Annotated in this window: 14 protein-coding genes; all 14 read left to right on the top strand. The window is 70.2% G+C overall.

Annotation, left to right across the window (positions count from 1 at the left end; genetic code table 11):
* The first annotated feature begins 59 nt into the window (after positions 1–59).
* Positions 60–719, top strand: a complete 660-nt coding sequence (locus ABZ016_RS41550; RefSeq protein WP_356921979.1) for a GntR family transcriptional regulator — start codon at positions 60–62, stop codon at positions 717–719.
* Positions 716–1,627 carry a dihydrodipicolinate synthase family protein gene (locus ABZ016_RS41545; protein ID WP_356921978.1) on the top strand — a complete coding sequence of 304 codons (912 nt, stop codon included), beginning with the start codon at positions 716–718 and terminating at the stop codon, positions 1,625–1,627. The genes ABZ016_RS41550 and ABZ016_RS41545 overlap by 4 nt, the downstream gene beginning before the upstream one ends.
* The gene (araD, locus tag ABZ016_RS41540; RefSeq protein WP_356921977.1) at positions 1,624–3,354 is read left to right on the top strand and encodes an L-arabinonate dehydratase; all 1,731 of its coding nucleotides are present in this window, start codon (positions 1,624–1,626) and stop codon (positions 3,352–3,354) included. Before ABZ016_RS41545 ends, araD begins: the two co-directional genes overlap by 4 nt.
* Before the next feature lie 180 nt (positions 3,355–3,534).
* Entirely contained in the window at positions 3,535–4,470 is a 936-nt protein-coding gene (locus ABZ016_RS41535) for a sugar ABC transporter permease (RefSeq protein WP_356921976.1), read from the top strand.
* A complete protein-coding gene (locus tag ABZ016_RS41530) occupies positions 4,467–5,363 on the top strand; it encodes a carbohydrate ABC transporter permease (RefSeq protein ID WP_356921975.1) in 897 nt (298 codons plus the stop codon). The genes ABZ016_RS41535 and ABZ016_RS41530 overlap by 4 nt, the downstream gene beginning before the upstream one ends.
* Positions 5,360–6,646: a pectate lyase gene (locus ABZ016_RS41525; protein WP_356921974.1), complete on the top strand. Its 1,287-nt coding sequence runs from the start codon at positions 5,360–5,362 to the stop codon at positions 6,644–6,646. The genes ABZ016_RS41530 and ABZ016_RS41525 overlap by 4 nt, the downstream gene beginning before the upstream one ends.
* A gap of 20 nt (positions 6,647–6,666) precedes the next feature.
* Positions 6,667–7,830 (top strand): Gfo/Idh/MocA family oxidoreductase, encoded by a 1,164-nt coding sequence (locus tag ABZ016_RS41520; RefSeq protein WP_356921973.1) that lies wholly within the window; start codon positions 6,667–6,669, stop codon positions 7,828–7,830.
* Positions 7,827–8,672 (top strand): PmoA family protein, encoded by an 846-nt coding sequence (locus ABZ016_RS41515; protein WP_356921972.1) that lies wholly within the window; start codon positions 7,827–7,829, stop codon positions 8,670–8,672. Before ABZ016_RS41520 ends, ABZ016_RS41515 begins: the two co-directional genes overlap by 4 nt.
* A complete protein-coding gene (locus tag ABZ016_RS41510; protein WP_356921971.1) occupies positions 8,669–10,186 on the top strand; it encodes a family 43 glycosylhydrolase in 1,518 nt (505 codons plus the stop codon). The genes ABZ016_RS41515 and ABZ016_RS41510 overlap by 4 nt, the downstream gene beginning before the upstream one ends.
* Before the next feature lie 25 nt (positions 10,187–10,211).
* Entirely contained in the window at positions 10,212–12,203 is a 1,992-nt protein-coding gene (locus tag ABZ016_RS41505) for a pectinesterase family protein (protein WP_356921970.1), read from the top strand.
* 49 nt (positions 12,204–12,252) lie between these two features.
* Entirely contained in the window at positions 12,253–13,602 is a 1,350-nt protein-coding gene (locus ABZ016_RS41500) for a sugar ABC transporter substrate-binding protein (RefSeq protein ID WP_356921969.1), read from the top strand.
* Positions 13,603–13,725: 123 nt separating this feature from the next.
* Positions 13,726–14,523, top strand: a complete 798-nt coding sequence (locus ABZ016_RS41495) for a rhamnogalacturonan acetylesterase (protein ID WP_356921968.1) — start codon at positions 13,726–13,728, stop codon at positions 14,521–14,523.
* A 32-nt stretch (positions 14,524–14,555) separates the two neighbouring features.
* Positions 14,556–15,869 carry a polysaccharide lyase family 1 protein gene (locus ABZ016_RS41490; protein WP_356921967.1) on the top strand — a complete coding sequence of 438 codons (1,314 nt, stop codon included), beginning with the start codon at positions 14,556–14,558 and terminating at the stop codon, positions 15,867–15,869.
* Positions 15,802–16,210: twin-arginine translocation signal domain-containing protein (locus tag ABZ016_RS41485; protein WP_356921966.1), on the top strand; the 409-nt coding region annotated here is incomplete at its 3' end. The genes ABZ016_RS41490 and ABZ016_RS41485, both read left to right, overlap by 68 nt.

Genomic DNA, 16,210 nt, shown 5'->3' with positions numbered 1-16,210 from the left:
TCGCGTCGTACTTCGTACGTCATATATGAGACGCGATACGCGAGATCCGAGAGGCGCGCATGACCTCTGTGCCCACGCCGATCCCCTCCCGCACGCAGTACGTGCTGGAGGGGATCAAACACCGCATCCTCACCGGGCAGTTGACGCCGGGCCAGGCCCTGGTCGAGACCGAGCTGGCCGCGCAGTTCGGGGTGTCGAAGACCCCCGTGCGCGAGGCGCTCAAGACCCTCGCCGGTACCGGACTGGTCGTGATGAGCCAGTACAAGGGCGTCACGGTGCGCATGGTGGACGCGGACATGGCGCGCGAGGTCTACGACGTGCGGCTGCTGCTGGAACCCGAGGCACTGAAGCGCGCGGTCCAGCGCGGTGCCTCCCTGGACGCCGCCCGTTCCGCGCTGACCAGGGCCGACGAGGCCACCGACACCGCCGAACGCTCCCTCGCCAACCGGGAGTTCCACCGCGCCCTGTACCTGCCGTGCGGCAACCCGCTGCTCGGCCGGATGCTCGACGAGGTCCGCGACCAGGCCGCCCTGGTCTCCGCCGTCGCCTGGGCCGCCTCGCCCTCCTGGGAGCGGGAGGCCGGCGAGCACCGCGAGATCCTCCGGCTCGCCCTCGACGGCGACGCCGACGGCGCGGCCCGCGCCCTCCACTCCCACATCGCGTCCTTCGTGCGGCGCGCGTTCCCCGAGGCAGGACTGGAACAGGAAGGTCAGGAATGAGCAGCGTGGCGTTCGAGACCCAGCGGGCGGCCCTGGCCGACGTGGTGGCGATCCCGGTGACCCCGTTCGCCGAGGACGGCTCCGTCGAACAGGACACCTACCGGGCCCTGCTGCGCCGTCTGCTCGACGGCGGCATCACGACCCTCACTCCCAACGGGAACACCGGCGAGTTCTACGCCCTGACCCCCGAAGAGCGCCGGCTCGTCACCGAGCTGACCATCGACGAGACCGGGGACCGGGCCGCCGTCCTGGTCGGGGTCGGGCACGATGTCCCGACCGCCGTCGCCTCCGCCCGGCACGCCCGCGAGCTCGGCGCCCAGATGGTGATGGTCCACCAGCCCGTCCACCCCTACGTCTCGCAGGCCGGCTGGGTCGACTACCACCGCGCCGTCGCCGAGGCCGTGCCCGAGTTGGGCGTCGTCCCGTACATCCGCAACCCGCAGCTCACCGGGGCCCGGCTCGCCGAACTCGCCGACCACTGCCCGAACGTCATCGGCGTGAAGTACGCCGTGCCGGACGCCGCCAGGTTCGCGGCCTTCGCCCGGGACGCGGGCCTCGAACGGTTCGTATGGGTGGCGGGGCTCGCCGAGCCGTACGCCCCCTCCTACTTCTCCGCGGGCGCCACCGGCTTCACCTCCGGGCTGGTCAACGTCGCCCCGGCCGTCTCCCTGAACATGATCGAGGCGCTGCGCTCCGGCGACTACCCGGCCGCCATGAAGGTCTGGGAGCAGATCCGCCGCTTCGAGGAACTGCGCGCGGACAGCGGCTCCGCCAACAACGTCACCGTCGTCAAGGAGGCCCTCGCCTCCCTCGGACTGTGCCGCCGCGAGGTCCGCCCGCCGAGCAGGCCGCTGCCGGAGAGCGAGCGGGCCGAGGTCGCCGCCATCGCCGCCGGGTGGTCGATATGACCGGCCCGAAGCGTCCCGAGGACCTCAGGAGCCACCAGTGGTACGGCGTCGAGGGCCAGCTGCGCACCTGGTCGCACAACGCCCGTATGCGCCAGCTCGGTTACGAGGCCGAGGAGTACCGGGGCCGCCCGGTGATCGCCGTCCTGAACACCTGGTCCGACATCAACCCCTGCCATGTCCATCTGCGCGAGCGCGCCGAGGCGGTCAAGCGGGGAGTGTGGCAGGCCGGCGGCTTCCCGTTGGAGTTCCCGGTCGCCACGCTCTCCGAGACGTACCAGAAGCCGACCCCGATGCTCTACCGCAACCTGCTCGCGATGGAGACGGAGGAGCTGCTGCGGTCGTATCCGATCGACGCGGCGGTGCTGCTCGGAGGCTGCGACAAGTCGACGCCGGCGCTGCTCATGGGCGCGGCCTCGGCCGATGTGCCGTCGATCTTCGTCCCCGCCGGGCCGATGCTCCCGGGGCACTGGCGCGGCGAGACCCTCGGGTCCGGCACCGACATGTGGAAGTACTGGGACGAGCACCGCGCGGGCAATCTGACCGACTGTGAACTGCGGGATCTGCAGGGCGGGCTGGCGCGATCTCCCGGTCACTGCATGACCATGGGGACCGCGTCGACGATGACCGCGGCAGCGGAAGCCCTCGGCATGACGCTGCCGGGCGCCTCCTCGATCCCGGCCGTCGACTCCGGGCACGAGCGGATGGCCGCCGCCTCCGGGCGCCGCGCCGTGGACCTCGCCTGGACCGCGCTCAAGCCGTCCCGGATTCTCACCCGCGAGGCCTTCGAGGACGCCGTCACCACGGTGCTCGGGCTCGGCGGCTCCACCAACGCCGTCATCCACCTGATCGCGCTGGCAGGGCGCTGCCAGGTCGAACTCACCCTCGACGACTTCGACCGCATCGCCCGCACCGTACCGGTGCTCGCCAATGTCCGGCCCGGCGGACAGACGTACCTCATGGAGGACTTCTACTTCGCCGGTGGTCTGCCCGCCTTCCACTCCCGTATCACCGACCTGCTGCACCTGGACCGGCCCACCGTCAACGGAACCCTGGGGGAGCAGATCGAGAGCGCCGTCGTCCACAACGACGACGTCATCCGGACCCGGGACAACCCGGTCGCGCAGGAGGGCGGGGTCGCCGTGCTGCGCGGCAACCTCTGCCCGGACGGTGCCGTCATCAAGCACATCGCCGCCGAGCGGCACCTGCTCAAGCACACCGGTCCGGCCGTCGTCTTCGACGACTACAAGACCATGCAGCGCACCATCAACGACCCCTCGCTCGGCATCACTCCCGAGCATGTGCTCGTGCTGCGGGGCGCCGGTCCGAAGGGCGGTCCGGGCATGCCCGAGTACGGGATGCTGCCGCTGCCCGACTACCTGCTGAAGCAGGGCGTCCGTGACATGGTCCGGATCTCCGACGCCCGGATGAGCGGCACCAGTTACGGCGCGTGCGTGTTGCACGTCGCCCCCGAGTCGTACATCGGCGGACCGCTCGCCCTGGTCCGCACCGGGGACTCCGTCACCCTCGACGTCGAAGCGCGCTCGCTCCATCTGCACGTCGACGACGAGGAGTTGGAGCGCCGCCGGGCGGAGTGGACGCCACCGCCCACCCGTTACGAGCGCGGCTACGGCGCCCTGTACAACGACCAGATCACCCAGGCCGACACCGGCTGCGACTTCGAGTTCTTGGCAAGGCCCGGCAAGGCCCCGGATCCCTACGCCGGTTGACCGGTCCCACCCAGGGGTGCGGGGAACTGCGCGACAAGCCCCACCGGACCCGCACCCGCCGCACTACAGCAAGAGGCGCCCCGTACCGCGAACAGGGGCCGACCTCCGCATACCGAGAAAGCGCTTCCTGCACCACGCGAGCAAGCCGCACCGAGACGTACCCAGATCGGAGACCCTGTCATGGCCCAAGCCGCAGCCGTGGCGAAACCGCCCGCGCCACCCCGGCGGCGCCGTGCCTCCGCCACACCGCGCAGGCTCCCGTACCTGCTGATCGCGCCGGCCGCCCTGCTCATGCTGGGCTTCATCGCCTACCCGGTCATCAGCGTCTTCTACTACAGCCTGCAGAACTACAACCCCACCAAGCCGTGGCGGAACGGCTACGCGGGCTTCGACAACTTCGTCCACGCCTTCACGAAGGACCCCGTCTTCTGGGACACGCTGGTCTTCAGCGCCAAGTGGGTCTTCGTCGAGGTCGGCCTCCAGCTGCTGTTCGGTCTCGCGCTGGCGCTCATCGTCAACCAGACCTTCGTGGGCCGGGGCCTGGGCCGTGCCGTGGTCTTCTCCCCGTGGGCCGTCTCCGGCGTGCTGACCTCCGCGATCTGGGTGCTGCTCTACAACTCCCAGACGGGCATCACCCGTTACCTCGCCGACATGGGCATCGGCTCCTACGGCACGAGCTGGCTGTCGGACACCTCCACGGTGTTCCCGGCGGCGGTCGTGGCCGACCTGTGGCGCGGGGTGCCGTTCTTCGCGATCCTCATCCTCGCCGACCTCCAGTCCGTCTCCAAGGACCTGTACGAGGCCGCCGAGGTCGACGGGGCCAGCCGCCTCAAGCAGTTCTGGCACATCACGCTGCCCCACCTGAAGGACGCCATCATCCTGTCGACACTGCTGCGGGCCGTCTGGGAGTTCAACAACGTCGACCTGCTCTACACCCTCACCGGCGGCGGCCCCGCGGGCGAGACGACCACCCTGCCGCTGTACATCGCCAACACGTCCGTCGACGCCCACAACTTCGGCTACGCGTCGGCCCTGACCACCGTGGCGTTCGTGATCCTGCTCTTCTGCTCGATGGTCTACCTGCGGCTGAGCAAGTTCGGAGGCGAGAACAAGTGAGCGTCAAGGAAGCCACCAAGGCGGCGCCCGCTCCCGTGCGCGTCACCCCCGAACCGCCCCGGCCCGCCAAGAAGAACCGCGCCTGGGACGAGGCCCCGCGCTGGCAGATCTACCTGCCCCTGGGCATCTACCTGCTCTTCACCCTCATCCCCTTCTACTGGATCCTGCTCTTCTCGCTGCGCCCGGCCGGCTCGACCTCGCTCGTGCCCTGGCCGATCACCTTCGAGCACTTCGAGAAGGTGTGGACGGAGCGCAGCTTCGGCACCTACTTCGCCAACAGCGTCCTCGTCGGCGTCGCCACCCTGCTCATGACGACGCTGGTCGCGCTGGCCGGCGGCTACGCCCTCGCCCGGTTCGACTTCAAGATCAAGCGCGGGTTCATGCTGGCGCTGCTGTGCTCCCAGTTCGTACCGGGCGCGCTGCTGCTGGTGCCGCTGTTCGAGATCTTCGCCGAGCTCAAGATGATCAACTCGCTCGGCAGTGTCATCCTCGCCGAGACAGTCTTCCAGCTGCCGCTGTCGATGATCCTGATCAGCAACTTCATCAAGAACGTGCCGTACTCCCTCGAGGAGGCGGCCTGGGTCGACGGCTGCAACCGCATGACGGCCTTCCGGATCGTGGTGCTGCCGCTGCTGCGGCCCGGCCTGATCGCCGTCGGCTCGTTCGCCTTCGTCCACTCCTGGAACCACTTCCTGTTCGCCCTGATGTTCCTGAACAACCAGGACAAGCAGACGATCCCCGTCGGCCTCAACTCCCTGATGAGCGCCGACAGCGTCGACCTGGGCGCGCTCGCCGCGGGCGGCATCATCGCGGCCGTGCCGGTCGTGATCGTGTTCGCCTTCATCCAGAAGTGGCTGATCACCGGCTTCAGCGCGGGGGCGGTGAAGGGATGAGACCGCTTCAGGTGGCACTGGCGGGCCTGATGCTGGGGGTCCTGAGCATCCCCGCCCAGGCCGAGACCCGCGACATCGGCCGCGACACCCTCCCGGCGAACGACGGCTGGGCCGCGTACGGCCCGGGCACCACCGGCGGTGCCGCCGCCGACGACGCCCACGTCTTCACCGTCACCGACCGCGCCGGACTGGTCCGCGCCCTCGACGGCGGCAGCGACACCCCGAAGACCATCAGGATTGCCGGGACCATCGACGCCAACACCGACGACGACGGCGACCCTCTGGACTGCTCCGACTACGCCACCGGCGGCTACGGACTGAAGAAGTACCTCGCCGCGTACGACCCCCGCACCTGGGGCGCCGCCAAACCCAGCGGCCCCCAGGAGGAGGCGCGCCAGGCCTCCGCCGCCCGGCAGGCCGAGCGGATCGTGCTGCCCGTCGGCTCGAACACCACGATCGTCGGACTCGGCGACTCGGCCGTCCTGAAGGGCGCGAGCCTCCAGGTGAGGAACGCGGACAACGTGATCATCCGCAACCTCGACGTGCGCGACGCCTACGACTGCTTCCCCGTCTGGCAGCCCAACACCGGCGGCCTCGGCGACTGGAAGACGGCCTACGACAACATCTGGCTGACCGGAGCCACCCATGTGTGGGTGGACCACGTGACCCTGAGCGACAAGGGCCACCCCGACGCGAAGGAACCCACCTACTTCGCCCGCAACTACCTGCGCCACGACGGCCTGCTGGACATCACAGGCGGTTCCGACCTGGTGACGGTCTCCTGGAGCCGGTTCGCCGGACACGACAAGGCGATGCTCATCGGCAACAGCGACACGGCGACGAGCGACCGGGGCAAGCTGCGGGTCACCCTGCACCACAACGCGTTCGAGTCGGTCGTCCAGCGTGCCCCTCGGGTCCGCTTCGGCCAGGTGCACGTCTACGACAACCGTTACGAGATCGCCGGCGACGACTACCGCTACTCCCTCGGCGTCTCCACCGAGTCGAGGATCTACGCCGAGAACAACGCCTTCCACGCCCCCGGCCACGTGGAGGTCGCCGACCTGGTCAAGAGCTGGAACGGCAGCGCCCTGCACCAGAGCGGCACGCTCTTCAACGGCTTCCCGGTCGACCTGCTCGCCATCCACAACGCCTACAACTCGGGCAGCGAGCGCGATCTGACCGGCGACGTCGGCTGGACCCCCGCCCTGCACGGACGGATCGACAGCGCCGCGACGGCCGACCGGGCGGTGGCCCGCGGCGCGGGGGCGGGGAGGATCCGGTGACCGGTCGCATCATCGACGCCATGAGCGCACCCCTGAGCACCCCCCTGCCCGTCGTCCTCGCCGGCGCCCGCGGGCACGGCCGCTGGCACGTCGAGAACATCCGCCGCCTGCAGAAGAAGGGCATCGTGCGGCTGGCCGGCGTCTGCGAGCTGACGCCGCTGACCGAGGAGGAGCTCGGCGACCTGGGCACCCCCGAGCAGTCCGCCGACTTCGGCGCCCTGCTGGACTCCACCGGCGCCCGGATCGCCGTCATCTGCACCCCCATCCCGACCCACACCGACCTCGCGCTCACGGCGGCCGAGCGGGGCGTGCACCTCCTGCTGGAGAAGCCGCCCGCCCCCTCCTACGCCGAGTTTCGCCGGATGGCCGACGGGGTCGCCGCGGCCGGTGTCGTCTGCCAGATCGGCTTCCAGTCGCTGGGGTCGCACGCCCTGGCGGCCATCCGCGAGCTGATCGACCAGGGCGCGATCGGCCGGCTGGTCGGGCTCGGCGGGGCCGGTGCCTGGGTGCGGGACGAGGACTACTTCCGGCGGGCGCCCTGGGCGGGCAAGCGGCGGCTGAACGGCGTGGACGTGATCGACGGGGCGCTGACCAACCCGCTCGCCCACGCTGTCGCCACCGCCCTCGCCCTGGGCGGCAGCACCCGGGCCGAGGACGTCACCGGCATCGAGACTGAACTGCTGCGGGCCAACGCCATCGAGTCCGACGACACCTCCTGCGTCCGGATCACCACCGCGCAGGGCCACCCGGTCACCGTCGCCGCGACCCTGTGCGCCGAGGAGGCGGACGAGCCGTACGTCCTGGTGCACGGCAGCACCGGCCGGATCACCTTCTGGTACAAGCAGGACCGCGTGCTGCTCCAGCGCGCGGGCCACGGCCCGGAGGAGTCCGACCACGGCCGCACCGACCTGCTGGAGAACCTCGTCGCTCACCTCACCACCGGCGCGGACCTGCTGGTCCCGCCGGACGAAACCGGTGCCTTCATGAAGGTCGTCGAGGCCATCCGTACGTCCCCCGACCCGGCACCGCTGCCGGACAGCGCCTGGCACCGGATCCCCGACGAGAACCGCCGGGTCGTGCCCGGCATCGACGGCCTCGTCGCGGCCGCCGCCGACACCCTCTCCCTCTACTCCGAGCTCGGCGCCCCCTGGGCCCATCTGTCCGACGAGGTGAGCACCCGATGACCAGCAACGACACCGCGGTCCTGCGCGTCGCGGGCCGGCCGGTCGGCCGGTACGTCACCCGGCCCGAGCTGCCGGCCCGGCTCTCCCCGCGCCCCTACCTGCACCCCGTCACCACCCTGACCGGTACGGCGGTCACCGAGCTGAGCCCCGCCGACCACGCACACCACCTCGGCGTCGGTGTCGCCGTTCCCGACGTCGAGGGGTACAACTTCTGGGGCGGGCGCACCTACGTCCGCGACCAGGGCCCGACCGAACTCGACAACCACGGCTCCCAGCGGCACGTCGCGTTCCAGCTGCGCGACCCGGACGGCTTCGTGGAGGAGCTGCGCTGGGTGGCCGCGAGCGGTGAGCTGCTGCGTGAGCGCCGTACCGTCGCGGCCACCGAACTCACCGACCAGGCCTGGGCGCTGGACCTCACCTTCTCCCTCACCAACGTCACCAGGATCCCGTTGTCGATCGGCAGCCCCGCGACCAACGGGCGCCCGGGAGCGGCCTACGGCGGCTTCTTCTGGCGGGCCCGGAAGGAGTCCGCCCCGCCGGAGGTGTTCACGGCCGGGGAAGAGGGCGAGGAGCGGATCCACGGCCGCCCCGCCGACTGGCTCGCTCTCCGGGGCGGCACCTGGACGCTGGTCTTCGCCGGCGCCACCGAACAGACCCGCCGCGACCCGTGGTTCGTGCGCACCGGGGAGTACCCGGGGGTCGGCTCCTCACTGGCGTACGACGAGCGACTGACGGTCCCGCCCGGCGAGACCGTCGTGCGCCGGGTCGTCACCGTCGTCGCCGACGGCCGTCTCGAGCGGGACGCCGCGGCCGCCCTCGTCCGCAAGGCGGTGAGCCCGTGACCGCCCGGACCTACCGCAACCCGATCCTCGACGCGGACTGGTCCGACCCGGACGTCGTCCGGGTCGGCGACGACTTCTACCTGACCGCCTCCAGCTTCGGCCGCACCCCCGGCCTGCCGCTGCTGCACTCCCGGGACCTGGTGCACTGGACCCTGGTCGGCCACGCACTGGAACGGCTCGAACCGGCCGAACAGTTCGCGAAGCCCCGCCACGACTGCGGTGTCTGGGCCCCGTCCCTCCGGTATCACGACGAACGCTTCTGGATCTTCTGGGGCGACCCCGACCAGGGCATCTTCCAGGTCAACGCCCCGCAGATCAGGGGCCCGTGGACCCGTCCGCACCTGCTGAAGCCCGGCAAGGGCCTGATCGACCCCTGCCCACTGTGGGACGAGGAGACCGGCGAGGCGTATCTGGTCCACGCCTGGGCCAAGTCCCGCTCGGGCGTCAAGAACCGCCTCACCGGCCACCGCATGCACCCCGACGGCACCGAACTCCTCGACGAGGGCAAGGTGATCGTCGACGGCGACCGCATCCCCGGCTGGTTCACCCTGGAAGGGCCCAAGCTCTACCGGCACGACGGCTGGTTCTGGATCCTCGCTCCCGCCGGCGGCGTGGAGACCGGCTGGCAGGGCGCCTTCCGCTCCCGCGGCTTCTTCGGGCCGTACGAGGAGCGGATCGTCCTGGAGCAGAAGGACACCGACGTCAACGGCCCCCACCAGGGCGGCTGGGTGCGCACCCCGTCCGGCGAGGACTGGTTCCTGCACTTCCAGCAGCGCGGCGCCTACGGCCGGGTCGTGCACCTGCAGCCGATGCGCTGGGACCCGGACGGCTGGCCGGTGCTCGGGGACGACGGCGCCCCCGTCGCCGTACACGAGCGGCCCGCGCTGCCGCCGCAGCCGCCGGCGGCGCCCGCCACCGACGACGACTTCCCCGGCGGTCGCTACGGACGCCAGTGGCAGTGGACCGCCAACCCGGGCGACGGCTGGGCCACCCAGCACTCGGGGGACGGGCTGCGGCTGACCTGCGTCCGCTCGGCCGACGCGCACGACCTGCGCAAGTTGCCGAACGTGCTCACCCAGCGGCTGCCCGGCACGCCCTGCAGGGTCGAGGTGGAGCTGCGGCTCGACAGCGACGAGCCCGGGGCCCGGGCCGGACTCGCGGTCCTCGGGGACGCGTTCGGCTGGATCGGCCTCCAGCGGGGCACGGACGGGACCGTGCACCTCGTTCACCGGTTCGCCGAGGGTGTCGCGGACGCCGAGCGTGACGCCGCACACCCCCGGCTCGCCACCGAGGGGCGGGCCCGGCTGCGGATCGACATCGGCGCGGGTGCACGCTGCCGCTTCTCGGCCGACACCGGCGACGGCTTCCGCCCGTCGGGACCGGTCTTCACCGCCACCCCGTGGCGCTGGGTCGGCGCCCTGCTCGGCCTGGTCGCCCTCGCGCCCGCCGGTCAGGGACACGCCGGCGCGGCGACCTTCACCCAGTTCCGGATCAGCGCCTCGTCACGCACCTGAAGCCGTACGCCTGTTGGGAGCCGCAATGACGCACCTCCGTAGCAAGCGCTTTTCGAGACCCGGGCACGGCAAGGTCGTGACCGCCGTGCTAGGTCTCGTCGCCGCGCTGGGACTCGGGGCCATCGGGGAGGCCCAGGCAGCCCCGCCCGCGCGGACCGCGCCCGCCCCGGACCGCTGGACCGACCGCCCGCACGGCTTCGCCTCCCTCGCCGGCGGCACCACCGGCGGGTCCGGCGGCAAGATCGTCACCGTCACCGACCAGGCCGCGCTGGCGAAGTACGCGGCGGCCGAGGAGCCCTACGTCATCCGCGTCAAGGGCTCCGTGGAGATGGACCCGTTCGGCACGGAGATACCCGTCGCCTCCGACAAGACCATCATCGGCGTGAGCGACACCGCCGAGATCGTCCACGGCGGCTTCACCCTCGACCCCGGTACGCACAACGTCGTCATCCGCAACCTCACCATCCGCGACACGGCCATCGAGGGCAACTGGGACTGCAAGGACACCGACTTCGACGGGATCCGGCTGGACACCGCGCACCACGTCTGGATCGACCACATCCGGTTCTCGCGCATCTGCGACGGCCAGCTCGACATCCGCAAGGACAGCGAGTACGTCACCGTCTCCTACAACCAGTTCACGAACAACAACAAGACGTTCGGCATCGGCTGGACGCCCAACGTCAGGACGCAGATCACCGTCGACCACAACTGGTTCCGCGGCACCAAGCAGCGCAACCCGTCCGCCGACAACTGCGCCTACGCGCACCTCTACAACAACTACCTGTCCGCTCAGCTGTCCGACGGCGACCCCGTGTGGACGTACGGCAACTGGTCGCGCGGCCGGACCAGGATGGTCATCGAGAACAGCTACTACGACGGCGTCCAGCACCCCTACCAGGCCGATGCGACGGCCGAGCTGGTGCAGCGCGGGTCGATCCTGCGGAAGACCACGGGCCGGCACGACGCGTGGGGCGCCGCGTTCGACCCGCGCGAGTTCTACGCCTACCGGCTCGACCCGGCCGCCGCCGTGCCCGCGCTGGTGAAGCGGTTCTCCGGACCGCAGAAGCGCATCGGCGGCCCGGTCGTGCTGCACGTCCCGGGCGCGTACCCGACCGTGCAGTCCGCCGTGGACGCGGTGCCCGACGGCAACGACACCCCCGTGGAGATCGCCGTCGCGCCGGGCACGTACCGCGAGAAGGTGTACATCCCCGCGAGCAAGCCGAACGTCCTGCTGCGGGGCACCGGCCGCGACCGCTCCGACACCGTCATCGTCCACGACACGCCCGCCGAGTACGGGGGTTCGACCGGGAGCGCCACCGTACGCATCGCCGCGAACGACGTGATCGCACGCAACCTCACCTTCAGCAACGACTTCGACGAGGCCGCGGTCGAGCTGAAGGGCGAGCAGGCGCTGGCGATGAAGACGACCGGCGACCGGATCGTCTTCGAGGACACCGCGTTCCTGGGCAACCAGGACACCCTGATGACCGACAGCCCCAAGCTGACCACCGTCAGCCGGGTCTACGTCCGCGACTCCTACATCGAGGGCGACGTCGACTTCGTCTACGGCCGGGCCACCACCGTGATCGACCGGTCGGTCATCCGGGCGCTCAGCCGGGGCTCGGACACCAACAACGGTTACATCACCGCCGCCTCGACCTGGACCGGCAACCCGTACGGGTTCCTCGTCACCAGGTCGAAGGTGGTGAGCGACGCGCCCGCCGGCTCCTTCCACCTGGGACGGCCCTGGCACCCCGGTGGTGAGCCCGAGGCCGTCGCCCAGGTGCTGATCCGGGACACCGAGCTGCCTGCCGCGGTCAAGTCCGCGCCGTGGACCGACATGAGCGGGTTCTCGTGGAAGGACGCCCGGTTCGCCGAGTACCGCAACCACGGTCCGGGGGCGGGTGTGACCGCGGACCGGCCGCAGATGAGCGACGCCGACGCGCGGACCCACACCGTCGCGCACTACCTCAAGGGCACGGACGGCTGGGCTCCGTACGCCCGCCACCACTGACTCCCCCCACCGTCACAGCCAGTTGGATCCAGAAGAAGAGAGCCGACCAATGAAGATCAGCATTCGCAGAAGCAGGCGCGCCGCCACGGCCGTCGCCCTGGGGGCCGCGCTCGCCCTGACCGCCACCGCCTGCGGTGACGACGGCAGCGGCGCCGGTGGCGACAAGGGGTCCGAGGGGAGCGGCAAGGGGAAGATCGTCTTCTGGGACAACAACGGCGGTGTCCGCACCGAGATCTGGAAGGAGATCATCGCCGACTTCGAGAAGGCCAACCCCGACATCAAGGTCGAGTACGTCGGGATCGCCGCCACCGAGTACCAGTCCAAGGTCGACACCGCCCTCCAGGGCGGCGGCCTGCCGGACGTCGGCGGTGTGGGCTCGGCGATGCTCGCGGGATTCGCAGCGCAGGGCGCGCTGGAACCGCTGGACGAGCGGCTCGCGAAGTCCTCGCTCGACGGCAAGCTCAACAAGGACATGGTCGAGTCGCTGAAGGCGGCCGGCGGCGGCGACGACAAGCTGTACTCGATCCCGACCTCCGCCAACAACGGTGTGCTGTACTACCGCACCGACCTGTTCAAGAAGGCGGGCCTCGATGAGCCGACGACGTGGGAGCGGTTCTACGCGGCGGCGGACAAGCTCACGAACAAGGGCAAGAACGAGTTCGGGTACACCATCCGTGGTGGCTCGGGGTCCATCGCGCAGGCGCTGGACGCCATGTACGGGCAGTCCGGGATCACCTCGTTCTGGGACCCCAGTGGTGAGAAGACCACGGTGAACGACCCCAAGAACGTGGCCGCGCTGGAGAAGTACGTGGGCCTGTACAAGAAGGTCACGCCCGCCGCCGACCTCAACAACGACTTCACGAAGATGGTCGCGCAGTGGGATTCCGGAACGATCGGGATGCTGAACCACAATCTCGGCTCGTACCAGGACCATGTGAAGGCGCTCGGGGTCGACAAGTTCCGGGGTATTCCGCAGCCGACCGGGCCCGGCGGGAAGCGGGTCCAGGTCTCCAACCCGGTGGACGGGCTGGGGCTGTTCAAGAGCGGCAAGAACAAGGAAGCCGCGTGGAAGTTCATCGAGTTCGCCACGTCCAAGGCGGAGAACTCGAAGTTCAACGAGAGCGCGGGGCAGGTGCCGGCGAACACGGACGCGGCGGGGGACGCGTGGATTTCGAAGGCCGAGCCGACGAAGCTGGCCGCTGACGCGTTGTCCGATGGGTCGACGACGATCGTGCAGCTGCCGTACTACCTGCCGGACTGGAACACCATTTCCAAGGCCGACAATGAACCGAACTTCCAGAAGGTGCTGCTCGGGAAGATGAGTGCGAAGGAATTTCTGGACACGTTGGCCGAGCAGCTGAACACCGCGCAGGAGGAGTGGGAGCAGCAGAACGGGTAGTTCTGGTTGCTGGGTTTCGTCGTGGGGCGGCCTGTGGTGTGCAGGGTGCGGGCCGTCCCTGGTTTGTCGCGCAGTTCCCCGCGCCCCTGAGAAGAAAAATCCCCTTGCTGGAAGGAACTCCGCATGTCCTTGAGTCGAAGACAGGTCGCCGTCGCCGCTGTCGCCGCCGTGCCTCTCGCCTTCTCCGCGACCGGTACCGCACAAGCCACCGGTCGCCGGAATCGCACCCTCTATATCGCCGGTGACTCCACCGCCGCCCAGAAATACGCCGACGCCGCGCCCGAGACCGGATGGGGCATGGCCCTTCCCTTCTTTCTCCGGGACGGACTGGCGGTCGCCAACCATGCCGTCAACGGGCGGAGTTCCAAGAGCTTCGTCGACGAGGGCCGTCTCGATGTGATTCTCTCCGCGATCAAGCCTGGGGACTTCCTGCTCGTCCAGTTCGCCCACAACGACGAGAAGGCGGAGGACCCCACCCGGTACACCGAGCCCTGGTCGACGTATCAGCAGTATCTGCGCAGGTACCTCGACGGGGCCCGGGCGCGTGGGGCGCGCCCGGTGCTGGCGACGTCCGTGGAGCGGCGCCGGTTCGATGCCGCCGGTAAGGCCCTGCCGACGCACGGCGAGTATCCGGCGGCCATGCGGGCGCTGGCCGCGCGGGAGCGGGTCGCGCTGCTCGACATCCAGGCCCTGTCGCTCGCCCTGTGGCAGCGGCTCGGGGTCGAGGAGACGAAGAAGTACTTCAACTGGACCGCGGACGAGCAGGACAACACGCACTTCAATCCGCCGGGCGCGATCGCCGTGGCCCGGCTGGTGGCCCAGGAGCTGCTCAAAGCCCGGGTGCTCGGGCCGCGCGATGTGCGCCGGCTGGATGCGGCGATTCCGGAGTCCTGGATCACCTGGCCCGAAGCCGCCGCGTAACACCCCCGACGATGAAGGAAGAGAGCCGCACCATGAACGTTCGCAAGTGTCATGATCATGCCATGCAGCGGAGAGTCGCTGTCGTGGTCGGGTGTGCCGCGCTCGTGCTGTCCCTGAGCGGTACCGGCGCGCAGGCCCAGCCCCGGGACGTGGCCCGCCAGACCCTCGGGGCCGGCGACGGGTGGGGCGCGTACGGCACCGGCACCACCGGCGGTGCCGCCGCCGACGCCGCGCACGTCTACACCGTCACCTCCTGGGAGCAGTTCAAGGCCGCGCTGAAGGACGGCGGGTCCGCGCCCAGGATCATCAAGGTGAAGGGGATGATCGACGCGGTCTCCCAGGGGTGCGAGGCGTTCGAGGCCGAGGGGTACGACTTCCAGAAGTACCTCGCCGCCTACGACCCGGCCGTCTGGGGGCACGACAAGCCGGTCAGCGGTGAGCAGGAGGAGCTGAGGGCCGCGTCCGCCGCCCAGCAGGACAAGACCATCAAGGCGAACGTGCCCGCCAACACCACCATCATCGGGGTGGGGAAGGGCTCGGGGATCCTCGGCGGCAGCCTCCAGATCAAGGGCGTCGACAACGTCATCGTCCGCAACCTCACCGTCGAGGCCCCGATCGACTGCTTCCCGCAGTGGGATCCGGCCGACGACAACAAGACCGGTGCCTGGAACAGTGAGTACGACGGCGTCGTGGTCTACGGCTCCACCCATGTGTGGGTCGACCACAACACACTGACCGACGGCAGGTACCCCGACAGCGCGTTGCCGTCCTACTTCGGCAAGATCTACCAGCAGCACGACGGGCTGCTCGACGTCGTGCGCGGCTCGGACTACGTGACCGTGTCCTGGAACTCGTTCGACGACCACGACAAGACCATGCTGATCGGCAACAGCGACAGCGCCACCGCCGACGACACGGGCAAGCTGAAGGTCACCCTGCACCACAACCGCTTCGAGGGCATCGTCGAGCGGGCTCCCCGGGTGCGGTTCGGCCAGGTCGACTCCTACAACAACCACTTCGTGGTCACCAAGGGCCAGAAGTGGGGCTACGTCTACGGCGTCGGCAAGGAGTCCCGGCTGGTCGCCGAGCACAACGCGTTCACGCTGGCGCGGGGCATCAGCCCGGCGAAGATCCTCAAGAAGTGGAACGAGGCGCCGGTCACCGCGAACGCCAACCTCGTCAACGGCAAGGCCGTCGACCTGATCGCCGTGCACAACGCGGAGATCCCGGAGGAGACGCTCCAGTCGGGCGCCGGCTGGACGCCCACCCTGCGGGCGCATGTCGACCCGGCGAAGGCCGTCCCGGGACTCGTCGACGCCCGCGCGGGCGCCGGCCGCGTGTGCTGATCTGACGCGCCCCTCCCGAACCGGCCGGGGCGGCCCGCATCGCATCCCTGCCCCGGGGTGCGCCCGCCCCGGCCCCTCCCCACCGGCACCATCCGCACCGCGAAGGAGCAGCCGCATGCTCGCGCAGCCCCATCGTTCCTCCCTCTCCCGCCGGGGGTTCCTCGTCACGGGCGCCGCGGCGGGCGCCGCCCTCGGCCTCCCCTCCGGCCCTGCGCGGGCGGCCACCCGCCCGGGACCGTTCGGCCGGTTCGGGTCGCCCGCCGGTCGACCCACACCGTTCGACCATCGCAACTTCACATCGGAAGCGAGATTTCACCACCGTGACTGCTCTCACTCTCAGC

The organism is Streptomyces sp. NPDC006372 (assembly GCF_040612515.1).
GTDB lineage: Bacteria > Actinomycetota > Actinomycetes > Streptomycetales > Streptomycetaceae > Streptomyces.
Note: the sequence above shows the minus strand (reverse complement) of the source record. Positions and strands in the feature narration are given on the sequence as shown.